Below are 23364 nucleotides of genomic sequence, written 5' to 3'. Positions count from 1 at the left end.
AGGCTCTTATACCCAGAACCCCCAAGCCCAAAAGCTTGGGGGTTTTGCTTTGGCGCGCATGAAATGCGATCGCGCGCTGGGATGGCGAAAAGGCCGTCGCCGTTTCCGTTCCATCTCCCTTCCTGCCCCGGTGCAAAGGCCGGGCTGCGCGCGCCCTGTCCATAGAACAAGTTCGAAAAGCACAGCCCGTCATGTTGGCTGTTGTATTCAGGGTACCCGAGCATTCCGGGTACTCCGTGCATCTGATATGGTCTGCCCCAAGCGCTGAAAAATTCAGCACGAAGCAGTCAGCAATACCCATCCTCGGCACCGAATAGCCAGGATGTTGGGATTTCGACGAACGGGTAAGTATCAGGTATCAGGGTCCAGGGGGTTATCGTGGCCATGAAGTTTCGGCCAGCACTGGCTTGTGTGGTGAGCGCGTTCGTGCTCGCCGGATGTGCATCTTCAACGGTCGCACCGACCGATCCATCAAAGTTGGCAGCCGTTTCAGACGGAAATTGCGCGATGTTCGCGGAAAAAGGCCTGCTGAAGGCTGCTGTTCGGAGCCTGCCAGTCGATCAGCTGGAGCTCGCCAATCGCGCGGCGAATGCCGCCGAAGCAGAGTCCGGTGGCGACGGCGAGGCGGAAGCCGATGCTGCGTCGTTGCCGTTGCTGGCAGACTTGCCGCTGTTCTCCGCATCTTCCGCTCCCAGTACGGTCCCGACCGGCTGGCAACCCTGGAAGGTCAATCGCAACAAGACGCCCACACGATATTCGCTGACCGAAGTCGACCAGCGCACGGTGCTGCATGCCGAGGCGGATGGTTCTGCTTCTGGCCTGTATGTCCCGCTGACGCAGCGCGATCCCGGGACGCTGCGGTGGATGTGGAGGACGCGCGATGTGATTCGTGTCGCGGATAACGCGGTGGGCCATCGGGAGGATGCCCCGCTGCGGATTTTCGTGGCGTTCGACGGCGATCGCAACACGTTGTCGCTGAAAGACCAGCTGATGTACGAAATGGCGCGCATCACCACAGGTCGGGAAATGCCGTACGCCACGCTGATGTACATCTGGGGCGGCAAGCGCCCGGTAGGCAGCGTACTGAACAATCCTCACACTGACCGCGTTCGCATGATCATCGTGGATTCGGGCACGCGCCATACCAACGAATGGCGATGCCACGAGCGCGATCTGCGTGCCGACTATCGCAAGGCGTTCGGCACTGATCCGGGGAAGATCCTGGCGGTTGGCCTGATGACCGATACCGATAACACCAAGAGCCGCGCCGAAGCCTGGTACGGCGATATCGCGCTGGACTAAGTTCGCCCCGCCTCCAGGTCCACACCTGCGAGGCGTCAGCCGACGCTCAGGTCTTCCAGCGCCAGCAGCGCAAAGGTGGCGAGCCAGTGTGTGGCCACGTAGTGGCCCTCCACCGCCTGCGGCAGCGACACCTCCAGGTGGTCGGACCATGCCCGCACGGCAAGCGGCTGCAATGGGGATGGCAAGGCCGGTCCCAGCAGTCGCCAGCACCAGGCGCGCGACAGGTTCAGCCCATCCAGATGGGACATCTTCGGATCTGTCCGATCCGCGACGGCCACCGGCGTCAGCCAGGTGCCAAGCTCGGCCTGTCCTGGCGAGAACAATTCCCACCATTCGGCAAAGCCACAGTCGTCCATTACCTGTTGCATCAGCACGGCTTCCATCAGGCCGCCTGACAGGAATTCGTCGCCGCCCGGCTCGTAACGGGCCGGGTAGCGCAGGTCGTGCGCGAACCAGCGATGGGCCCGGCGCACAATCGACTTGCGCAGGGCGGGGTGCTGGTCCTGCCTGGCGTAGAACAGCGCCATGACCAGCGCAAACGCGCTGTTGAAATGGGTGCCGGTGCGAACCGGGAAATCGGCGACGTCGATGTAGTCCATCAGACGTTGTGCCAGATGGTTGGCCAGCGGCGCACAGGCGGCGGCCCATCTGGCAGCCTGCGGGTCCTTGAGCCCCAGCGCGCCCAGTTCGGCCTGCAGCCGTAGCACCCACGCCCAGCCGTATGGCCGCTCGAAGGTCCGGGACCCGGGCCGCCCGAAATACGCCAGTTCCGTGGCAAAGGACTCCGGGCGAAACTGGGCGTCGAGTGTCTCGCGGATGCGGGCGGCATCCGCCAGATTCGGGCGCAAGCCCAGCAGCCGCACCAGCAGCCAGTGCATGTGCACCGACGAATGCCAGTCGTAGCTGCCGTAGAAGACCGGGTGCTTGACGGCGGGCGCGGCCAGGTCGTTGGCGTCCACCATCAGGTGGTCCACCTTGTACGGGTACGGACGCACGATGTTGTCGAGCGCCACCTGGGCAAATCGCGCCGCCGTGGTGTCATCCAGCAGCGTATGGGGCATCGTGCGTCGCCTGGAGCGTCAGTCCGTGCCGGCTCAGGCCGGCGCCAGCCATTTCTCCACCAGCTTGACGAAGAACGTGGAGCCCACCGGCAGCAGTTCGTCGTTGAAATCGTAGCTGGGGTTGTGCAGCATGCACGGGCCCATGCCGTGGCCGGCTTCGCGATGCGAACCTTCGCCGTTGCCGATGAACAGGTAGCAGCCCGGCTTTTCCTGCAGCATGAACGAGAAGTCCTCGGCGCCCATGGTCGGTTCCACGTTGCCATCGACGTTGTCGGCGCCCACCAGCTCGCTGGCGATACCCACCGCGAACTCGGCCTCCGCCGCGCTGTTGATGGTGGGCGGGTAGTTGCGGCGGAATTCGAAATCGATCGTGCAATCGAACGCCTGGGCCACGGCCCGCGACACCTCTTCCATGCGCCGCTCGATCAGGTCCAGCACCTCCACGGTGAACGTGCGCACCGTGCCGCCCAGCCAAACTTCATTGGGCACGATGTTGGTGGCGTCGCCCCCGTGGAACTGCGTGACCGAGATCACGGCGGTGTCGATCGGCCGCTTGTTGCGCGTGATGATGCCCTGCAGCGCCGACACGATCTGGGCGCCCGTGAAGACCGGGTCGCAGCCGTTGTGCGGCATGGCCGCATGCGCGCCCTTGCCGCGCACGGTGATCTTGAATTCGTTGCTCGACGCCATCAGCGGGCCGGCCGTGGTGCCGAATGACCCGACCGGCATGCCCGGCCAGTTGTGCATGCCAAATACGGCATCGCACGGAAAACGGTCGAACAGGCCGTCCTTGATCATCTCGCGGGCGCCGCCGCCGCCTTCTTCGGCCGGCTGGAAGATCAGGTGAACGGTGCCGTCGAAATTGCGGTGCTCGGCCAGGTAGCGCGCCGCACCAAGCAGCATCGCCGTATGACCGTCGTGGCCGCACGCATGCATCTTGCCCTCGTGCTGCGAACGATGACCGAAGGTGTTTGCTTCCTGCAGCGGCAGCGCGTCCATGTCGGCACGCAGGCCGATAGTTTTGGCGCTTTTGCCATTGCGGATGATGCCGACCAGGCCGGTGGTGCCCAGGCCGCGATGGACCTCGATGCCCCAGGATTCCAGGTTCTTGGCCACCACATCGGCGGTGCGCTGTTCCTCGAAGCAGAGTTCGGGATGCGCGTGGATGTCACGTCGAATGGTGCGGATTTCGGCTTGCGCCTGCAGGATTTCGGGGATGAGCTTCATGATGCCGGTCCGGGCAAATGGGGCAATTGGATACCCCCGATCATACGACGCCTATCGTAGAAGCGCCAAAACAAGGCGTTCCAGGCGCCTGCCGGGACGCCGTTCGCATGTCCGGTGCATGGCGCCGGAGCGGGCATACATTTGCCGGGACAAGGGCGCCGCCGGACAGCCATCGGCAGGCCGGCAGTGGCGCAGCGCAGCATCGCCGATGCCCCACGGGCGGGTGGGTTTCCCCGCATGGCGGACGCCTTGTACTGCTGGAACAGTTCATGCTTGAAGTGCCCGGCCGGTCGCGCGCCACGTTGCCCAGCAGAACGCCGCACCAAAATGCGGCGCTCCTGCCGGGACATCTGACGACGAGCGCGACCGATCCTTATCGTCATTTCAAGACTTCCCACTGGGAGAATCGTGCGATGTCCCTTCGTCACGTCAAGAAGGCTGTCGGCAAGGCGGTCGGTGCCGTACTGCTGACCGGCGCCCTCGGTTTCGGCCTGGCCGGTCAGGCCCAGGCGGTCGATCTCAAGATCGCCATGAGTTCGCCGCCGACCTCAATGGATCCGCATTTCTACAACCTGTTCTCGAACATCAATGTGTCCGAACACGTGTTCGAGACGCTGATCAAGCTCGACCCCGACAGCAAGGTGGTGCCGGGCCTGGCCGAGTCGTGGAAGCTGGTCAACAACCTCACATGGGAATTCAAGATCCGCAAGGGCGTGAAGTGGCATGACGGCACCGAACTGACCACCGACGACATCGCGTGGTCGCTGGACCGGCCGGCCACCATCGTCAACAGCCCGGGCAAGTTCGATGTGTACACCAAGGCGATCATCAACAAGAAGATCATCGACAAGTACACGATCCAGCTGACCACGAACCAGCCGTACCCGTTGATGCTCAATGACCTGACGTCGGTGTTCATGGTCCAGAAGAAGGCCACGCAGGGCCTGTCTTCCGACGACTTTGCACAGGGCAAGGGCATGGTTGGCACCGGGCCGTTCAAGTTCGTCAGCTATGCGCGCGACGACCGGGTGGAACTGGTGAAGAACCCCGACTACTGGGGCGCCAAGCCGGCCTGGGACAAGGTGACGCTGCGCTTCATCCCGAACCCCGCCACGCGCCTGGCCGCGCTGCTGTCCGGCGACGTGCAGGCCATCGAGAACGTGCCCACGCCCGACCTGCCGAAGGTACGTAACGATCCCAAGCTGTCGGTCTTCTCGAAGATCTCGCACCGTGTGATCTACCTGTACTTCGACGTCAAGCGCGACAAGTCGCCGTTCGTGACGACCAAGGACGGCCAGCCGATGGACAAGAACCCGCTGAAGGATGCGCGCGTGCGCATTGCCATCAGCACGGCCATCAACCGGCAGGGCATCAAGGACCGCCTGATGGAAGGCCTGTCCGAGCCGACCAACAACCTGGTGCCGCCCACGCTGTTCGGCTACAACCCGGCGCTCAAGACGCTCAAGTACGATCCGGAGGCGGCCAGGAAGATGCTGGCCGAGGCCGGCTATCCGAACGGTTTCGGGCTGACGCTGCATACGCCGAACAACCGCTACGTCAACGACGAGAAGATTGCGCAGACCATCGCGCAAAACCTGACCCGCATCGGCATCAACACCAAGGTGGAAGGCATGCCGATGGCCACGTACTCGTCGAAGGCGATCAAGCATGAGTGGTCGTTCGGCCTGGTGGGCTGGGGCGCCCAGACCGGCGAGGTCAGCTCGCCGCTGCGTGCGCTGGTGGCGTGCGAAGACTCGAAGAAGGGCTTCGGCACGACCAACTGGGGCGAGTACTGCAATCCGAAGATGGATGCGGTGCTGGAAAAGGCCCTGGCTACCGTGGATGACAACGAGCGGTCCAAGCTGCTGCAGGAAGCCACGGCCATCGTGGTGCTGGACGGCGGCATCATCCCGGTTCACCATCAGGTGACCACGTGGGCCACGCAGAAGGGCATCACGTACGTGCCGCGTACCGACGAACGCACCTACGCGCACCTGTTCAAGCCTGCCCAGTAAGCCAGCCGGCAGGGCGGGGCCGCCAATGGCTGGCGGCTCCGGTATGATCGCGGCCCCGGTTATCCACGAGATGCCGGGGCGATGTTCCCACGATGTCCTCCGTGGGCCGCGAACCCGCCGGCAGTGCGCCACCGCGCGCCGGCGAAAGGATAGGCGTCTGGAAAATGCTGGTCTTCATCATCCGGCGACTGATGCAGAGCGTGGTTGTGCTGCTGGTCATGTCGTTGCTCGTGTTTCTTGGCGTTTTTGCGATCGGCAATCCGATCGACATCCTGATCAGCCCGCAGGCCGACCAGGAAGACATCAAACGCACCATAGCCGCGCTCGGCCTCGACAAGCCACTTTGGGAACAGTACTGGATCTTCCTGCAGAACGCGCTGCACGGAAATCTGGGTATGTCGTTCGCGCATGGCACGCCTGCGCTCAAGCTGATCTTCGAACGCATGCCGGCCACGCTGGAACTGGCGGTGTGCGCCATCCTGCTGGCTATCGTGCTGGGCATTCCGCTAGGCCTGTGGGCGGGGTTGCGGCCGAACGGCGTGGCGGGCAAGACCATCATGACCGTCTCGATCCTGGGCTTCTCGCTGCCCACGTTCTGGGTGGGGCTGATGCTGATCATGGTGTTTGCCGTGCAGCTGGGCTGGCTGCCGTCGAATGGCCGCGGCGAGACCGTCAGCGTGCTGGGCGTGCCGCTGAGCTTCCTGACCGTTGACGGTATCCGCCACCTGATCCTGCCCGCCGTGACGCTGTCGCTGCTGAATATCGCCATGGTGATCCGGCTCACGCGCGCCGGCACCCAGGAGGCAATGCTGCAGGACTACGTGAAGTTCGCCCGCGCCAAGGGGTTGTCCAATACCCGTATCGTCGGGGTCCACGTTCTTAAGAATATTCTGATCCCGATCGTCACCGTGATCGCCCTGCAGTTCGGCTCGATCATCGCGTTCGCGATCGTGACCGAATCGATCTTCGCGTGGCCCGGCATGGGCAAGCTGATTATCGATTCGATCCAGTTGCTTGACCGCCCGGTGATCGTGGCCTACCTGATGGTGATCGTGACGCTGTTTATCCTGATCAACCTGATGGTGGACATCGTCTACAGCATGCTCGATCCGCGCGTGCGCATTGCCGACAACAAGGGCTGAGCCATGAGCACATCGACCGTCCCCCAGCAAGCCCCGGCCCAGCCGAAGCCGGCCGCCAAGGACCAGACCCCGTGGCGCCGCTTCGCGCGGCAGTTCTTCGAAAGCAAGCTCGCGGTGGTGGGCCTGGTGACGCTGCTGCTGATCATCCTGATCGCGATCTTCGCCCCGCTGCTGGCACCGCAGAATCCCTATGACCTGGCTACGCTGGACGTGCTCGATGCGCGCCTGGCGCCGGGCGAGCAGGCCGGCAGCGGCATGACGTTCCTGCTGGGCTCCGACGAGCAGGGCCGCGACATGCTGTCGGCCGTGATGTACGGCCTGCGCATCAGCGTGGGCGTGGGCGTGGTCAGCACCGTGATTGCCCTGCTGCTGGGCGCCACCCTGGGGCTGCTGGCCGGCTTTGTCGGCGGGCGTACCGAGGCGTTCATCATGCGGGTGGCCGACCTGCAGCTGTCGTTCCCGCCGATCCTGCTGGCGCTGATTCTTCTGGCGTTCTTACGACCCGGCATCGGCAATATCGTGATCGCGTTGGTGGCGGTGCAGTGGGCCTACTATGCGCGCACCACGCGCAGCGCGGCGCTGGTGGAACGGCGCAAGGAATATATCGAGGCCGCCACCTGCCTGGGGCTGCCCCCTCAGCGCATCATGTTCCGGCACCTGCTGCCCAACTGCCTGCCGCCGCTGATCGTGATTGCCGCGCTGCAGGTGGCGTCGGCCATCACGCTGGAAGCCACGCTGTCGTTCCTGGGGCTGGGCGTGCCGGTCACGGAGCCGTCGCTGGGCATGCTCATCGCCAACGGCCAGCAGTACATGTTGTCCGGCAAGTACTGGATCAGCTTCTTCCCGGGTATCGCGCTGGTCGTCACCATCGTGGCGATGAACCTGGTGGCCGACCAGTTGCGCGATGTGCTGAACCCGCGCCTGCAGACGCAGTAAGACACCAGGAGAGCCGATATGACCCAGCCAACCCTGGTCGTAGAAAATCTAAAAACGCAGTTCTTCACGCGCGCCGGCGTGGCAAAGGCCGTCGACGACGTGTCTTTCTCGGTGGGCCGTGGGGAAATCATGGGCCTGGTCGGTGAATCAGGCTCGGGCAAGTCGATGACCGGCTATTCGATCATGGGATTGATCGATCCGCCCGGCAGGGTGGTGGATGGCCGCATCGCCCTGACCAGCCGCGACGGCGTGACGCGCGACCTGCGCGCCCTGACACCGGCGCAACAGCGCGACGTGCGCGGCAATCGCATCGCCATGATCTTCCAGGACCCGATGATGACGCTGAACCCGGTCCTGCGCATCGACACGCAGATGATCGAGGCCGTGCGCGCGCACGACGACGTCAGCAAGGCTGCCGCCCGCGAGCGCGCCCGCAACGCGCTGGCGCGGGTGGGCATTCCGTCGCCGGACGAGCGCCTGCAGGCCTATCCGCACCAGTTCTCGGGCGGCATGCGCCAGCGCGTAGCCATCGCCATCGCGCTGCTGAACAAGCCCGACCTGATCATCGCCGACGAGCCAACCACGGCGCTCGACGTGACCATCCAGGGCCAGATCCTCTATGAAATGCAGACGCTGTGCCGCGAATCGGGCACGGCGCTGATCTGGATTACCCACGACCTGTCCGTGGTGGCCGGCCTGGCCGACAAGGTCTGCGTGATGTACGCGGGCAAGATCGTCGAATCGGGCGATGTGCGCCAGGTGCTGGAGCGTCCGCACCATCCGTACACGCACGGGCTGATCGGCTCGGCGCCGTCGCGCAATCCGCGCGGTGCGCCGCTGCGGCAGATTCCGGGCATGACGCCGTCGCTGCTGAACCTGCCCGGCGGCTGCTCGTTCCGCAATCGCTGCCCGTACGCCACCGACGTGTGCAAGAACGACCCGCCACTGGCTATTTCGCCAGACGGCCGGCAGTTGCGCTGCTTCCACCCGGTGCATGCCCAGCAGGAGGCCGCATGAGTACGCCCGTGATCGATACGCCGAAGGCCACCGCCGTGGACGCGCCGCCCGATGCCACCACGCCACCCGCGCCGTTGCTGGAGTTGCGCGGGGTGTCCAAGCGCTTCGTCAAGTCGCTCGATGTGGCGGCGAAGATCGCCAATGTGTTCGGCGCGAAGCAGAAGATGGAAGTGGTGCATGCCGTCGACAAGGTAGACCTGGCGATCCGCACCGGCGAGGTGGTGGGGCTGGTTGGCGAGTCGGGCTGCGGCAAGTCCACGCTCGGCCGCATGGCCGTGGGGCTGCATTCACTGACCGAGGGCGAGCGGCTCTGGCGCGGCACCGATCTGGACCGCCTGCCGCCCGACAAGCGGCGCGAGAAGCAGCTGGCGATCCAGATGATTTTCCAGGACCCCTACGCGTCGCTGAACCCGCGCCTGCGGGTGCTCGATATCGTCGGCGAGGCGCCCGTCGTGCACGGCATGGTCGAGAAGGGCGCGCAGAAGGCCTATGTGGAAGACATGCTCGTGCGCGTGGGGATGGACCCCACGGTGCTGCGGCGCTTTCCGCACCAGTTCTCGGGCGGACAGCGTGCGCGCATTGGCATTGCCCGGGCCCTGGCCGTGAAGCCGGAATTCCTGGTGTGCGATGAATCGGTGGCCGCGCTCGACGTGTCGATCCAGGCCCAGGTGCTGAACCTGTTCATGCGCCTGCGCGAAGAACTGAACCTGACCTACCTGTTCATCAGCCACGACCTGGGGGTGGTCAAGCACATCAGCGACCGCGTGGTGATCATGTACCTGGGGCGCGTGGTGGAGTCGGCACCCACCGAGGAAGTGTTCGCGTCGCCCAACCATCCCTACACCCAGGCGCTGCTGGCCGAGGCGCCGAAGCTGGAGGTTGGCAAGAAGACCTATGTGGCGATCCGGGGCGAAATCCCGTCGCCGCTCAATCCGCCTCTGGGCTGCCATTTCCATCCGCGCTGCCCGCATGCGATGCCGCGCTGCAAGGAGGAACAGCCGGTGCTGAAGGAGATTGCGCCGCTTAGGTGGTCGGCGTGTCACCTGAATGACATGGCGTGAAGAGGCGGGCCGCGTTTTCTCCACTCCCCATGACTTCCTGTTACCTGTGCCAGCCCGGCCGATCTGGTCCACGTCGGGTTTGCAATTGCTTTGGGCGAACACTAATGTGGATTGCGGCATGATCTGAAAGTCCGCTAGCCCCGCGTGGCCGTGAGCGGGCAATTCAGTCAGTGTGCTGCCCTGTCCGTCCCTGGTAACAAGAAGGAGAACGTCATGAATAGGAAGACGCTGTTGGGCCTGGCCGTGATGATGGCGGTAGCCGGCGCTGCGCGGGCGCAGCCTGAAACCAAGGTGGATGTGACCCGAGGGCCCGAGAACATGACGGCCACAGGGACCGCGACGACAACGGCCAAGGTCGTCAAGATTGTCCCGGTGACGCGAACCGTCACGCTGAAAACGGACAAGGGCAAGCAAATGGACGTGGTGGTCGGCGAGGAGGCCAGGAACTTCGACCAGATCCATCTCGGCGACGTGGTCACGGTGGAGTACAAGGAAGCCCTGACGCTCAGCCTCAAGAAGGGCAGCGGGCCGCTATCCCGGCATGAGCGCGTGATCTCCGACCGCTCCGTGCCTGGCGCGAAGCCCGGTGGGACGATGGGCCGGGAAGTCACCGTCACGGCAGACGTTGTCGCGGTGAATGCCGATGCCAGGACCGTGACTGTGAAGGGCCCCAAGGGACACACGGTAGACCTGATGGTCGAAGACCCGGAACGGCTCGCGAAGATAAAGAAGGGCGACCGGGTCGAGGCCGTCTATACGGAGGCCACGGCGATTTCCGTCCGGCCTGGCAAATAGCGTTACCCGGTAGCTGCTCCCCTGTGAGCGCAGGGCTCGCAGGGGATTCCCGGCGGCGTCCTTCCCGTCAGCGAATGACCACGCCTCGCGAGTTGATGATCGTCATTTCGACGAACTTCGATCCCACGTGGCTGTCCGGACCGAACTGGACGATAAAGCCGCCCAGGTCCACGTTGCGCATGCTTTCCAGCGCCATCACGAAGCGCTCGCGGGTCAGGTCCTTGCCGGCGCGGCGCAGGCCTTCCACGAATGCCTTGGCGGCGATGAAGCCCTCGATGCTGGCGTAGTCGAAATCGTTCTGCTTGCCGGCGGCCTGCAGCAGGCGAAGGTATTCGCGCACCACCGGCAGCGTGGCGTTGCCCGGATGCGGCATCACCTGCGAGATGATCACGCCGCTGCCCTGCGGGCCCACTTCCTTCGCCAGCGCCTGCGTGCCCACGAACGACACGTTATAGAACTGCCCGCTGTAGCTGCGGCGCAGGGCTTCCTTCACGAAGGCACCCGCCGTGCGGTAGGCGCTGATCAGCACCACGGCATCGGGCTTGGCCTTCATGGCTTCCTGCATCGCATCGCCGATTTCCACGGTGTTGCGGACCACGGTGGACTGCGCCACCAGCTTCACGCCACTGTCGGCAGGCAGGGCCTTGATGGCGTGCTCGATGCCGGCCAGGCCGGCCTTGCCGTAGCCGTCGTCGTTGTAGACCACGGCAACGCGCTTCAGGCCCGTGGTGCGGATCTGGCGCACGATGGCGGCGGTCTCTTCCTCGTAGCCCGCGCGCACGTGGAAAACGTAGCGGTTGGATGGGTCGCGCAGCGTCTGCGCGCCGCTGAACGGGGCGAAGAACGGAATGCGTGCCTGGGCGACCAGCGGCAGCGCGGCCTGGCTGGTGGGCGTGCCCACATAGCCAAACAGCGCAAAGACGCGGTCTTCCTCGATCAGCTTCTTCGTGTTCTTGACGGCCTCGTCGGGCTCGTACGCATCGTCCAGCGCCTTGAGTTCGATCTTGCGGCCGAACACGCCGCCATGGCTGTTGATGTAGTCGAAGTAGAGCCGCGCGCCGGCATTCATCTGCTTGCCCAGCACGGCCGTGGGACCGGTCAGCGCGGCCGATTGTCCCAGCAGGATCGTATCGGCGGTTACGCCGGTCTCGGCAGGCGTGGTATTGGCGGCAAACGCGGCGCCTGGTACGCCGCTGGCCGCGAGCGCGGCCGCCATCATCAGGCCGACCAGCTGCCGGCGCTTGACCCCAGAAGTGAAACCCATGTGAATCCCCGTCAAAAATCCGTAAAACGTTCTTCGTTGCTTCCTTGCTGCTTTCGGACCCCGCGGATGCCGTCCGGATCTTGTGCCGGTACGGCTCCCGGCCCAGCGGGGCCGGACAGTCCACGGCCTTGGCCGGACTGCGCCGGCACATCATAATCGAATACAATCGGAGCCAAACAATTTCTCCCGGTCAGCAATGTTTGGCCGACGCCACTGCGCCACAGTCACGCCGTTGACAAACGCCACGCCGTCGGCCCGCCCAATGCGCCGTACCGGGCGCCCCATCCGTCGTATCTGCCTGCCGAAGCCCACCATGGCCACCCGCATCGTCCGCGCCGCCTGTCCCCATGATTGTCCCGATACCTGTGCGCTGCTCGTCACCGTCGAGGACGGCCGTGCCGTCAAGGTGGCCGGCGATCCGGAACATCCCACCACCGGCGGCGTGCTCTGCACCAAGGTGTCGCGCTACACCGAACGCACCTACCACGCCGACCGCCTGCTGACGCCGCTGCGCCGCGTCGGCAAGAAGGGCGAGGGCAAGTTCGAGCCCATCTCGTGGGAAGCCGCGCTCGACGAGATCGCCACGCGGCTTGGCACCATCGCCGCGCGCAACCCCGAGGCGATCGTGCCGTACAGCTACGCCGGCACGATGGGCCTGGTGCAGGGCGAAAGCATGGCCGCGCGGTTCTTCCACAAGCTCGGTGCGTCGCTGCTGGATCGCACGATCTGTGCCAGTGCCGGCGCCACGGCGCTGCGGTACACCTATGGCGCCAGCGTCGGCATGGACATGGAGCACGTGGTCGATGCCAGGCTGGTGATCATCTGGGGCGGCAACCCGATTGCGTCGAACCTGCATTTCTGGACCCGCGCGCAGGAAGCCAAGCGCCGCGGCGCCACGCTGGTGGCGATCGATCCGTACCGCTCGCTGACAGCCGAGAAGTGCCATCGCCATATCGCGCCGATGCCGGGCACCGACGGCGCGCTGGCGCTGGCGATGATCCACATCCTGATCCGCGACAACCTGCTGGATCACGACTACATCGCGCAGCACACGGTCGGTTTCGACGCGCTGCGCGAGCGCGCGATGGACTATCCGCCGGCCCGCGCGGCCGAGGTCTGCGGCGTGCCGGTGGAAGACATCGAGTGGCTGGCCGGCCTGTATGGCCAGCTGGCGGTCAAGGAACGCCAGCCCGTGGCGATCCGCCTGAACTATGGCGTGCAGCGCGTGCGCGGCGGCGGCCAGGCCGTGCGCGCCGTGGCGTGCCTGCCGTCGCTGGTCGGCGCCTGGCGCCAGCCGGCGGGCGGCCTGCAGCTGTCCACGTCGGGATTTTTCCCGGTCGATACGGCTTCGCTGCAGCGCCCGGACCTGCTGCCCGGCTGGCCCAGCCTGCCGCGCACCGTGAACATGAGCACGATCGGCGATGCGCTGCTGGACGACGGCACGCGCGGCAACGGCCCGAAGATCGAGGCCGTGGTGGTCTACAACAGCAACCCGGTGGCCGTGGCACCCGAATCGGCCAGGGTGGCGCAGGGCTTTGCGCGCGAAGACCTGTTCACAGTGGTGCTGGAGCACTTCCGCACCGATACGGCTGACTATGCCGATATCGTGCTGCCAGCCACCACGCAGCTCGAACACGTGGACGTGCACAAGACCTACGGCCACGTCTATTTCATGGCCAACAACCAGGCCGTGGCGCCGCTGGGCCAGGCATTGCCGAACACCGAGATCTTCCGCCGGCTGGCCGCGCGCATGGGGTTTGCCGAGCCGTGCTTTGCCGATACCGACGAGGAAATCGCCAGCCAGGCCATCCTGCGCGACGACAAGCGGGCCGAGGGCATCAGCTGGGACACGCTGAAGGCGCGCGGCTGGCAGCGGCTCAATATCGATGCCGCGCCGTTCGCCAACGGTGGCTTCCCGACGCCCTCGGGAAAATGCGAGTTCTATTCGGAAGCCATGGCGCGCGACGGGCTCGATCCGCTGCCAGCCTATGTGGCGCCTTACGAGACCCCGTCGTCGGCGCCGGAACTGGCGGCACGGTATCCGCTTGCCATGATCTCGCCCCCGGCCCGGAATTTCCTGAACAGCTCGTTCGTCAACGTAGACAGCCTGCGCAACACCGAAGGCGAGCCGCACCTGGATATCCATCCGGTGGACGCTGCCGCGCGCAACATCGCCCATGGCGACCTGGTCCGTGCCTACAACGACCGTGGCAGCATGCAGGCGCGCGCCCGCGTGACCGATCGCGCCAAGCAGGGCCTGGTGGTTGGCCTGTCGATCTGGTGGAAGAAGCTCGCCCCGGATGGCAAGAACGCCAACGAACTGACCAGCCAGCAGCTGACCGACCTGGGCCGCGCGCCGGTCTTCTATGACTGCCTCGTGGAAGTGGAGGCGGTGCGGGCCGAGGCCCTGGCATCATGAACCGGTGGCCGGCCCGCCGGCGTCTGGCGGGCATCCTCGCGATGCTCGCCCTGGCGGTGCTGGCGGCCGGCTGCGACACGGTCGGCTATTACTATCAGTCGATCGGCGGCCACCTGGGCGTGATGGCATCGGCGCAGTCGCTGGACGATGCCATCGCCACTGCCAACGGTGCCAATGACCAGAAGCTGGCGCAGCGGCTGGAACTGGCGCGCCGCATCCGCGATTACGCATCGCGCGAACTGAAACTCCCCGACAACGGCAGCTATCGCCGTTACGCCAATTTGCACCGGCCCTATGTGGTGTGGAGCGTGTTCGCCACGCCCGAACTGTCGCTGGACTTGCGCAAGTGGTGCTTCCCGATCGTTGGCTGCATTACGTACCGGGGCTACTACAGCGAGAACGATGCCGATCACTATGCCCAGGGATTGCGTCGCGACGGGTTTGAAGCCTACGTGGCAGGCATCCCGGCCTATTCGACGCTCGGCTATTTCGACGATCCGCTACTCAATACCTTTGTCTACCAGCCCGAGGGCGAACTGGCCCGGCTGATCTTCCACGAGCTGGCACACCAGGTGGTGTACGTGCGCAACGACACCGCCTTCAACGAGTCGTTTGCCACGGCCGTGGAAGTGGCCGGCGTGGAGCACTGGCTGGCGCAGGAAGGATCGGCCGACGCGCGCGCCAGCTACAAGATCTATGACGGCCGGCGGCGCCAGTTCCGCGCGATGCTGCTCAGCACCCGCGACAAGCTCGTGGCGCTGTACAAGTCGCCGCTCGACGACGAAGCCAAGCGCCAGGGCAAGGCGCGCATTTTCGGCGAACTGCGACAGGAGTACGCGGCGCTGAAGGTCGAATGGGCCGGCTATACCGGCTACGACCGCTGGTTCGACCAGCCGTTGACCAATGCCCACCTGGCCGCCGTGGCCACGTACCAGCAATGGGTGCCGGCCTTTACCGCGCTGCTGGGGCAGTGCGGCGGCGACTGGGAGCGCTTCTACGCCGCCGCGCGCAAGATCGGCGACCTGCCGCCGGCCGAGCGCGACGCAGTGCTGCGCAAGCTGGCGCCGCCGGCCACCGAAGTCACGCCACTGACCGCGCGTGGCAACACCGGCGCCGTGGCCGATACGCCAAAACCCTGACGCGGGAGTTTCCCGATGGTGGCACGCGCCCCGCATGCGAAAATGGCGGCCATGTCTCATGCCCCCAAGAAAACCGGCAATCTGCCGCGCGCAACCGCCGCCGCCACGCTGAGCGACGACGGTCCCGCGCGCTCGCACGTGGCCGAACGCCAGGAAATGCGCCGCCGCCAGATCCTGGATACTGCCGCGCAGCTTTTCTACACGAAAGGCTATCCGGGCATGACGATGAACGACCTGTGCCGGGCGCTGGGCGTGACCAAGCCGGCGGTCTACTATTACTTCGCCGACAAGTACGAGATCTTCGACATCCTGTGCCGCGAATCGGCGCAGACCTGCCTGCCGGTGATTCGGGAAACGGCCAACCCGGCGCTGCCGGTGCGCGAGCGCCTGCACGCCTGCCTGCTGGAAATGGCGCGCCGCTGCGTCAGGTGCCATGTGGCGGCGGCGTTGAGCTTCCGCGACAACCAGTACCTGAAAGACGATACGGTGGAGTGGCTCAACAGCATGGCCCGCGAGTTCTACCGTGACCTGTACGTGCTGCTGGAGGAAGGGCGCGCCGCGGGCGTGTTCGCGTTTGGCGATGCACGCGTGACGGCCCATTCCATGGGCGGCGTCATCGGCTTCATGTACACATGGCATGAGCCGGGGCGCATGGACCCGGAGGCGCTGGCCCACGAGCTGGCGCAGAACATGATGAAGCTGGTGCTGCCGCCGGCTTGATCGGCGGCAGGGCTTGCGGTTTTCTCCGCCAGTTTCATCAGGGTATTCCCTCGATCCCCCAAGGGGTGGCGCATAATTCACGATTTCGACGGTCCAATTCGTGGAGGACTTCGTCTAACGGGTTGTCTTCACATGGGACACGCGTTTAGCATTCCCAAAAAATCGAACGACCATTCAGAAATTCAGGAGACGGTATGGAAAAGCTGTGGCTGAAAAACTATCCGGCAGGCGTACCGGCAGAGATCGACGCCAGCCAGTTCCGTTCGCTGGCCCAGTTGCTCGAGCATTCGTTCCGTACCTACGCCGACCGTCGCGCGTTCATCTGCATGGACCGCGCCATCACCTATGGCGAACTGGACCAGCTGTCGCGCCAGTTCGCGGCCTGGCTGCAGTCGCGCGGCCTGCGCCCCGGCGCACGCGTGGCCATCATGATGCCGAACGTGCTGCAGTACCCGGTGGTGCTGGCCGCCGTGCTGCGCGCCGGCTACGTGGTAGTCAACGTGAATCCGCTGTACACGCCGCGCGAGCTGGAGCACCAGCTCAAGGACAGCGGCGCCGAAGCCATCGTCATCCTTGAGAACTTCGCGGCCACGCTGCAGGCCGTACTGCCGGCCACGCCGGTCAAGCACGTGGTGGTAGCCAGCATGGGCGACATGCTGGGCGGCCTGAAGGGCAGCATCGTCAATTTCGTGGTGCGCAACGTCAAGAAGATGGTGCCGGCCTGGGAACTGCCCAACTGCGTGCGCTTCAACGACGTGCTGGCCGAAGGGCGCAGGATGGAACTGAAGCCCGTGAGCACGGGCCCGGATGACATCGCGTTCCTGCAGTACACGGGCGGTACCACGGGGGTGTCGAAGGGTGCCACGCTGCTGCACCGGAATATCGTGGCGAACGTGCTGCAGTCCGAGGCCTGGATGCAGCCGGCGCTTGCCAAGGGCGCCCATATCGACCAGGTGGTGACGATCACCGCGCTGCCGCTGTACCACATCTTCGCGCTGACGGTCTGCTGCCTGCTGGGCATGCGCAGCGGCGGCCTGAGCATCCTGATTCCGAATCCGCGCGATATCCCGGGCTTTATCAAGGAACTGCAGAAGTACAAGTTCCACATGTTCCCGGCCGTGAACACGCTTTACAACGCGCTGCTGAATCATCCGGATTTCGGCAAGGTCGACTGCTCGGGCCTGCGCGTCGCCAATGGCGGCGGCATGGCCGTGCAGGAAGCCGTGGCGAAGAACTGGCTCGCCAAGACGGGCTGCCCGATCATCGAGGGCTACGGTCTGTCGGAAACCTCGCCGTCGGCCACCTGCAACCCGACCGATTCCGACGCGTTCTCGGGCACCATCGGGCTGCCGCTGCCTTCCACCGAAGTGTCGATCCGCGACGACGACGGCAATGAACTGCCGCTGGGCCAGCCGGGCGAGATCTGCCTGCGCGGCCCGCAGGTGATGGCCGGCTACTGGAACCGCCCGGACGAGACCGCCAAGGTCATGACCCCGGACGGCTTCTTCAAGACCGGCGACATCGGCGTGATGGACGAGCGTGGCTACACGAAGATCGTCGACCGCAAGAAGGACATGATCCTGGTGTCGGGCTTCAACGTGTATCCGAACGAGGTGGAAGGCGTGGTCGCCGAATGCCCGGGCGTGCTCGAAGTGGCGGCGGTTGGCGTGCCCGACCAGCATTCGGGCGAGGTGGTGAAGCTGTTCGTGGTCAAGAAGGATCCGGCCCTCTCGGAAGCCGACGTGATCGCGTTCTGCAAGGACCGCCTGACCGGCTACAAGCGCCCGAAGTACGTCGAATTCCGCACCGAGCTGCCGAAGACCAACGTCGGCAAGATCCTGCGGCGCGAGCTGCGCGACAGCCGCAAGGCTGCCTGAGCGCTCAGGGCCGGGCGCCCGTCGTCAGCACTCGTTCGACGGCGCCATCTGCGGCTGGGTCGATCCATCGGGATAGATCAGCCGCACGCATGTGCCGGGTTCCAGCCCCGGCGCGGCCGGGCCGTTCACCTGGGCCACCGTGCCATCGGTGGTCCGGACCTTGTACTGATACAGGTCCATCTGCACGGGCGGAGGCGGCGGATTGAGCAGCCGCGACAGGTCTATCGAGAACCCCACGCCGACACCGCCACCACCACCCCCACCGCCAGCGGCCACGCCGCCCACTCCCATCCCGTAGCCGCCGTAGCTGCTGCCTTGCGGCACATCCACGCGTGACAGGAAGGTTTTCTCGGTCACATGGCCGAGCTTGATCGTGGCGTTGACCGGCGTGATCTGCGGGCCGGCCGGTGTGCTGCTGCATCCCGCGCCAAGCGTAGCCAGCGCGGCCGCGCACAGTGCGGGCACCCAACGGATTGCGGGAATTGCGATACGGGTCATGGCGTGGTCGTCAGGCTGGACTTGAGGCGGCCCAGTAGTCGGAAGAGGGCGCGCCGATCGGTTTCGGCAAGTCCGGAAAACATTTGTTCCACCCACATCTCGTGCGCGCGCGCCATGTGCGAGAACGCCTCGCGCCCCGCTGGCGTCAGGCGGATCAGATAGGCCCGGCGGTCCGTGGGCAGTGCCTCGCGCGTGACCAGGCCTTCCTCCTGCAGTTGGTCGGTGATGCCCGTGACATTGCCGCCGGTCACCATCATGCGGCGCGACAGTTCACCCATCTTGAGCCCTTCCGGGTGGCGGTCCAGCTGCGACATCAGGTCGAAGCGGGGCAGCGTCACCGCAAAGTCCTGGCGCAGGCGCGAGCGGATATCGCCCTCGATCAGCGTCGTGCAGGTCAGCAGGCGCAGCCAGAGCCGCAGCGCCTCGTGGTCCGATTCGCCGGCACTGGTTTCCAGGTCAACCGGGGTGTCATCGGCGGCGCTGCTGGCGGCGGAAGGAATGGGCATCGGGATCGGGGCAGCTCGAACATTTGATGCCTCAAGTATATGCGCTGCCCGGCGATCTCCCTATTGCCCGTAATTGCGGACGGCGGTGCCGGTCAGTCGACCTTGGCGCCCGAATCCTTGACGACCTTGGCCCATTTGACGGTCTCCGACCGGATCAGCGCGGCGAACTGCTCGGGCGTGTTGCCCACCGGGTCGGCGCCCTGTGCCATCAGCCGTTCGCGGACGGCCGGCGTGTTCAGGCTCTTCGCCACTTCCTGCTGGATGCGATGGATGATCTCCGGCGGCGTGCCGGCCGGCGCCAGCAGGCCAAACCACGAGCTGGCCTCGAAGTTGGGCAGGTTGGCCGCCTGTGCCACAGTGGGCACGCCGGGCAGGGCCGGCGATGGCTTGGCACTGGTCACGGCCAGCGCCTTGAGCTTGCCCGCCTTGATCAGCTGCATCGACGAGGGCAGGTTGTCGAACATCACCTGCATCGTGCCGCCGGACAGGTCGGTCAGGGCAGGGCCGCTGCCGCGGTACGGGAAGTGGACCATGAAGGTCTTGGTCTGCGTCTTGAACAGTTCGCCGGCCAGGTGGATCGACGTGCCATTGCCGCTCGATGCCATGTTGAGCTTGCCCGGATTGGCGCGCGCATAGGCAATCAGGTCGTTGACGCTATTGATCTTGTTCTGCTGCGCGAAGGCGGGATTGACCACCAGCACATTGGGCACCGCTGCCACCAGTGTGATCGGCGCGAAGTCCTTGATCGGGTCGAATGGCAGCTTGCCGTAGAGCGACTGGTTGATGCCGTGCGTGCCAACCGTGCCCATCAGCAGCGTATAGCCATCGGGGGCCGACTTCGCCACGATGTCCGAGCCGATGTTGCCGCCCGCGCCGGGTTTGTTGTCGACCACCACGTTCCAGCCCGGCAGCTTCGACAGTTCGGCCGATACCGCCCGCGCCATGATGTCGGTGGTGCCACCGGCCGGGAAGGGCACGACCAGCCGGATCGGGCGGGCCGGATAGGCATCGTTGGCCGTGGCCGTGGCGGCGGCCAGCGGGCCCAGGGCAACCGACAGGAGCAGGGCGAGGGTGCGCCGGCGAGGTTGATGCATGGCAATGTCTCCAGGTAAGGCGGCCGGGTGTTCCGGTCTGCAGGCCATTCTAGTCGGGCGCGCGCCACTTCGCGGATGAGGTGAAACCCGTTGAGACATTCGCGGCGGGCCATGAAAAAAGGCGCCCGGAGGCGCCTTGAAGAAAAGGAACAATGTCGAACTGCGTGAAGCTTCGATCAGAACTTGTGGCGGATACCCACTGCCACGCCAACCTGGCTGGTCTTGCCTTGTTCCAGCGGGTAGCCGTTGGCAAAGCTCACTGCCGAGGTATCGAAGTTCAGGCCCGAATTCTTCACGTAGCCGGCCGTCAGGTAGACGTCGGTGCGCTTCGAGAAGTTGTAGTCGGCCACGAAGCTGATCTGCCACGGGTTCTTGGGGTTGTCGGCCAGGAAGGCCGACGACGCGCGCATCGTCTTCACGTCGTCGTAGAAGTACGCCAGCGTCAGGCCCAGCGGCGCGGTCACCTGGTAGTTCACGCCGAACCAGTAGTAGTTGTCGCGCAGCAGCTCGGCGCCGGTGTTGTCGGTCGTGCGACCGTAGCGGTAGCCGGCCATCAGCTTGGCAGGGCCGACCGTGTAGCTACCGGCGGCACCCACCTTGCGCGAACGGCCAGGCTGGCCGATCGTGATCGTCGGGCGCCATTCGTCGTACGCCAGCGTCAGGCCCAGCGGGCCGCTCATGTACAGCACGCCGGCACCACCGCCCGCATTGTTGTTGAAGTTGCCCGGCGATTCGCCAGCGCCCGAGGCAGCCAGCGGCACCGGACCGATCGCGGCCACGCCCGTGCCGAAGCTCCAGTGCGCCTCGGCGGTTACCGGGCCGAACACGGCCGTGTACTTGACGGTGTTGTCCGAACGGAAGTTGGTGCCCAGCTGGGCCACCACCGGTTCGTAGATCGTTGCGTAGCCGGTCGGCGAGAAGTTCGCGAACATGTCGAACATGGTCGTGTACTGACGGCCCATGGTCAGACGGCCGTAGCTGTCGCTCTGCAGCCCCAGGAACGCCTGACGACCGAACAGGCGACCGCCTTGCTGCGATGCGCCGTTGTCGAGGCCGAAGCCGCTTTCCAGTACGAACAGTGCCTTCAGGCCGCCGCCCAGGTCTTCAGTGCCGCGCAGACCCCAGCGCGAGCCGGACAGGCCGCCACCGGTCTGCAGGCCCACACGGCTGCCGCCGCCGGGCAGCGAGGGCGGACGGCCATTCGGGCCCCACGTTGCGGGATTGGTGTTGAAGCCGGGTGCCAGGTTGTTGTTATATTCGATTGGCAGGTCGACGACGCCGTACAGGGTCACGCTGGTTTGCGCATTTGCAGCCGTGGCAAAAGCGCTCATCGCGGCAAGCGCGAGTAGCGATTTTTTCATGCTGGGTGATCTCCACTTAAGAATTATTAGTTGAAGCTATGCGGAAGGACCTCCTGTCAGCCCTCTTCATCCTTCCGTGCTTGACTTCCTTGGAAGCTGCCGACCACTCTAGCAAAGTCACTATTTTTTTGACCCTGTGGTAAACGTCTTGTCTGGTTTTCACAACTCAGGGTTATTGGGGACCCGGGCTTAGCGAAATCGCTTCATTGCAGGTGAATGCGCAAACCTGCACAAAATCGCACGGGTACAATGCGGGAAATCCCGGTGCGCCATCGAGGTAATGCTCTACTTGTCAGTGGGGCACGCGCGTATGGCGCCCGCAGACCTTCCATTGACACCTATGGATACGTTGATCCAAGAATTCGATGTCGCGCTGCGCGCGATTGCCGGCGCGACCCGCGCGGGCCGCGACAATCCCGCTGACCGGCTGACGCCCGATACGGAGCAGATGAGCGCAGAGGAACGCCGCCACGTGGCCGGACTCATGCGCATCAACCATGTGGGCGAGGTCTGCGCGCAGGCCCTGTACCAGGCGCAGAAGCTGACGGCGCGCAGCGCGCCGGTGCGCGCGCAGATGGATGCCGCGGCCCGCGAAGAGGAAGACCACCTGGCCTGGTGCGCCGAGCGCCTGCGCGAACTGGGCTCGCGGCCGAGCCTGCTCAACCCGCTCTGGTACGCCGGCGCCTTTGCCATTGGCGTGGTGGCCGGCCGGGCAGGCGACCGTATCAGCCTGGGCTTCGTGGCCGAGACCGAACGCCAGGTCGAGCATCACCTGACCGGGCACCTGGACCGCCTGCCGCCCGCCGATGGCCGCTCGCGCGCCATCCTTGAACAGATGCGCGACGACGAGATCCGCCACGGCGATGCCGCGCGCGATGCCGGCGGCGTGCCGCTGCCCGGCCCGGTGCGCGCACTGATGCGCGCCGCTTCGAAGATCATGACCACCACTGCCTATCGTATCTAGCGCCAGACGATCTGGCGCCGGCGACGAGGGCGCATTGCAAATGGCGACGGGCGTGCACGCATCGTTGCCATTTTCATTTTCGGACAACGGTTGATCGCTGCCTCTCACAGCTGTGGAAAACTGCCGCCAGCCCTTGTTTGGGCGGGGCTGGCGGCAAAACGTTGTATCCTTCCCGACGGCGTGGAACTGAATGCGATTCCCGCCATCGGCAGTCCTCCCTCAGATAGTTCTCAGGTGGTTTCTCTGCTTTCTTCCCCAAGTGCTTCATTTCATTAAGGATTCACTGTTGCGGTGCGTGAAGTTGACGCGCTAAGTCTTTGTTCTGATTAAAAAAACCCTGTTTTTTGCCCCATGACGAGCCTTGACCCGCCAAAATGCTTCCTCTAAAGTGGGAAATAGTGTGAGGAAGTGTATTTTTGTGTGAAATACCGCCCTGTCTCTGCGATGATTCGCATCTGACCGGACGGTTGCGGACAAGGACGAATCGACCTGCCAATGGCTGAAAAAGCCGGCGGTTACCGGGGGAAAGAGCTTGTTTCAGGGAGCATCGGCACTATCGCTCGATGCCAAGGGCCGGATGTCCATTCCGGCCAGGCACCGCGAAGCGCTGCAAACGCAGGCCGAGGGCCGGGTAACGCTGACCAAGCACCCGGATGGCTGCCTGTTGCTCTTTCCAAGACCCGAATGGGAGATTTTCCGCGGCCGCATCGCGGCGCTGCCAATGGATGCCCACTGGTGGAAGCGGATCTTTCTCGGTAACGCCGCCGACGTGGATATGGACGGCGCGGGCCGTGTGCTGATTGCACCGGAACTGCGCAGTGCAGCCATGCTCGACAAGGAAGTGATGCTGCTCGGCATGGGCAGCCATTTCGAAGTCTGGGATGCCGCAACGTATGCCGCCAAGGAACAGGCGGCGATGGCGCAAGGCATGCCGGACGCATTGAAGAATTTCTCTTTCTGAAGAGG

At 64.9% G+C, this 23364-nt stretch carries 20 protein-coding genes; 13 read left to right on the top strand and 7 right to left on the bottom strand.

Going from position 1 to position 23364, the window contains the following annotated elements; translation table 11 throughout:
- The first annotated feature begins 375 nt into the window (after positions 1-375).
- Positions 376-1302 carry a DUF3047 domain-containing protein gene (locus tag A9J21_RS04975; protein ID WP_404851345.1) on the top strand — a complete coding sequence of 309 codons (927 nt, stop codon included), beginning with the start codon at positions 376-378 and terminating at the stop codon, positions 1300-1302.
- Positions 1303-1337: 35 nt separating this feature from the next.
- Here the strand turns inward: A9J21_RS04975 and A9J21_RS04970 are convergent, their stop codons facing one another.
- On the bottom strand, positions 1338-2363 hold the full coding sequence (locus A9J21_RS04970) for a DUF2891 domain-containing protein (RefSeq protein WP_066732476.1): 1026 nt from the start codon (positions 2361-2363) through the stop codon (positions 1338-1340).
- A gap of 33 nt (positions 2364-2396) precedes the next feature.
- Entirely contained in the window at positions 2397-3590 is a 1194-nt protein-coding gene (locus tag A9J21_RS04965; RefSeq protein WP_066732474.1) for a M20 aminoacylase family protein, read from the bottom strand.
- 413 nt (positions 3591-4003) lie between these two features.
- Here A9J21_RS04965 and A9J21_RS04960 point away from each other — a divergent pair, with 413 nt between their 5' ends.
- The 6 genes from A9J21_RS04960 to A9J21_RS04935 all read left to right on the top strand — a co-directional run bounded on the left by A9J21_RS04960 (position 4004) and on the right by A9J21_RS04935 (position 10556).
- Positions 4004-5605 carry an ABC transporter substrate-binding protein gene (locus A9J21_RS04960; RefSeq protein ID WP_066732473.1) on the top strand — a complete coding sequence of 534 codons (1602 nt, stop codon included), beginning with the start codon at positions 4004-4006 and terminating at the stop codon, positions 5603-5605.
- Positions 5606-5769: 164 nt separating this feature from the next.
- A complete protein-coding gene (locus A9J21_RS04955; RefSeq protein ID WP_066732526.1) occupies positions 5770-6747 on the top strand; it encodes an ABC transporter permease in 978 nt (325 codons plus the stop codon).
- A 3-nt stretch (positions 6748-6750) separates the two neighbouring features.
- The gene (locus A9J21_RS04950) at positions 6751-7683 is read left to right on the top strand and encodes an ABC transporter permease (RefSeq protein ID WP_066732471.1); all 933 of its coding nucleotides are present in this window, start codon (positions 6751-6753) and stop codon (positions 7681-7683) included.
- A gap of 18 nt (positions 7684-7701) precedes the next feature.
- A complete protein-coding gene (locus A9J21_RS04945; protein WP_066732469.1) occupies positions 7702-8700 on the top strand; it encodes an ABC transporter ATP-binding protein in 999 nt (332 codons plus the stop codon).
- Positions 8697-9761 carry an ABC transporter ATP-binding protein gene (locus tag A9J21_RS04940; protein WP_066732467.1) on the top strand — a complete coding sequence of 355 codons (1065 nt, stop codon included), beginning with the start codon at positions 8697-8699 and terminating at the stop codon, positions 9759-9761. Before A9J21_RS04945 ends, A9J21_RS04940 begins: the two co-directional genes overlap by 4 nt.
- 213 nt (positions 9762-9974) lie before the next feature.
- The gene (locus tag A9J21_RS04935; protein ID WP_066732519.1) at positions 9975-10556 is read left to right on the top strand and encodes a hypothetical protein; all 582 of its coding nucleotides are present in this window, start codon (positions 9975-9977) and stop codon (positions 10554-10556) included.
- 67 nt (positions 10557-10623) lie between these two features.
- Here the strand turns inward: A9J21_RS04935 and A9J21_RS04930 are convergent, their stop codons facing one another.
- Entirely contained in the window at positions 10624-11820 is a 1197-nt protein-coding gene (locus A9J21_RS04930) for an ABC transporter substrate-binding protein (RefSeq protein WP_066732466.1), read from the bottom strand.
- Between the two features lie 313 nt (positions 11821-12133).
- Here A9J21_RS04930 and A9J21_RS04925 point away from each other — a divergent pair, with 313 nt between their 5' ends.
- The 4 genes from A9J21_RS04925 (at position 12134) to A9J21_RS04910 (ending at position 17975) form a co-directional block, all read left to right on the top strand.
- The gene (locus A9J21_RS04925; protein ID WP_066732465.1) at positions 12134-14239 is read left to right on the top strand and encodes a molybdopterin-dependent oxidoreductase; all 2106 of its coding nucleotides are present in this window, start codon (positions 12134-12136) and stop codon (positions 14237-14239) included.
- Entirely contained in the window at positions 14236-15378 is a 1143-nt protein-coding gene (locus A9J21_RS04920) for an aminopeptidase (RefSeq protein WP_066732464.1), read from the top strand. The genes A9J21_RS04925 and A9J21_RS04920 overlap by 4 nt, the downstream gene beginning before the upstream one ends.
- Positions 15379-15429: 51 nt before the next feature.
- Positions 15430-16098 (top strand): TetR/AcrR family transcriptional regulator, encoded by a 669-nt coding sequence (locus tag A9J21_RS04915; protein ID WP_197497457.1) that lies wholly within the window; start codon positions 15430-15432, stop codon positions 16096-16098.
- A gap of 194 nt (positions 16099-16292) precedes the next feature.
- Complete coding sequence (locus A9J21_RS04910) at positions 16293-17975, top strand: long-chain fatty acid--CoA ligase (RefSeq protein WP_066732460.1); 1683 nt, start codon at positions 16293-16295, stop codon at positions 17973-17975.
- Between the two features lie 24 nt (positions 17976-17999).
- On the opposite strand, the gene A9J21_RS04905 is transcribed toward A9J21_RS04910, so the two are convergent.
- From A9J21_RS04905 to A9J21_RS04890, 4 genes are all read right to left on the bottom strand, one after another.
- Positions 18000-18473 carry a hypothetical protein gene (locus A9J21_RS04905; protein WP_066732458.1) on the bottom strand — a complete coding sequence of 158 codons (474 nt, stop codon included), beginning with the start codon at positions 18471-18473 and terminating at the stop codon, positions 18000-18002.
- Positions 18470-18979, bottom strand: a complete 510-nt coding sequence (locus A9J21_RS04900; RefSeq protein ID WP_066732457.1) for a MarR family winged helix-turn-helix transcriptional regulator — start codon at positions 18977-18979, stop codon at positions 18470-18472. The genes A9J21_RS04905 and A9J21_RS04900 overlap by 4 nt, the downstream gene beginning before the upstream one ends.
- 92 nt (positions 18980-19071) lie before the next feature.
- Complete coding sequence (locus A9J21_RS04895; protein WP_066732451.1) at positions 19072-20073, bottom strand: tripartite tricarboxylate transporter substrate binding protein; 1002 nt, start codon at positions 20071-20073, stop codon at positions 19072-19074.
- Positions 20074-20249: 176 nt separating this feature from the next.
- Positions 20250-21434 (bottom strand): porin, encoded by a 1185-nt coding sequence (locus tag A9J21_RS04890; protein ID WP_066732449.1) that lies wholly within the window; start codon positions 21432-21434, stop codon positions 20250-20252.
- A 340-nt stretch (positions 21435-21774) separates the two neighbouring features.
- On the opposite strand from A9J21_RS04890, the gene coq7 reads away from it, so the two are divergent.
- A complete protein-coding gene (coq7, locus tag A9J21_RS04885) occupies positions 21775-22398 on the top strand; it encodes a 2-polyprenyl-3-methyl-6-methoxy-1,4-benzoquinone monooxygenase (protein WP_066732447.1) in 624 nt (207 codons plus the stop codon).
- Between the two features lie 532 nt (positions 22399-22930).
- Positions 22931-23359, top strand: coding sequence for a division/cell wall cluster transcriptional repressor MraZ (mraZ, locus tag A9J21_RS04880; RefSeq protein WP_066732445.1), 429 nt, complete (start codon positions 22931-22933; stop codon positions 23357-23359).
- The last annotated feature ends 5 nt before the right edge of the window (positions 23360-23364 follow it).

Source organism: Cupriavidus sp. D384, assembly GCF_001652915.1.
Lineage (GTDB): Bacteria > Pseudomonadota > Gammaproteobacteria > Burkholderiales > Burkholderiaceae > Cupriavidus.
Note: the sequence above shows the minus strand (reverse complement) of the source record. Positions and strands in the feature narration are given on the sequence as shown.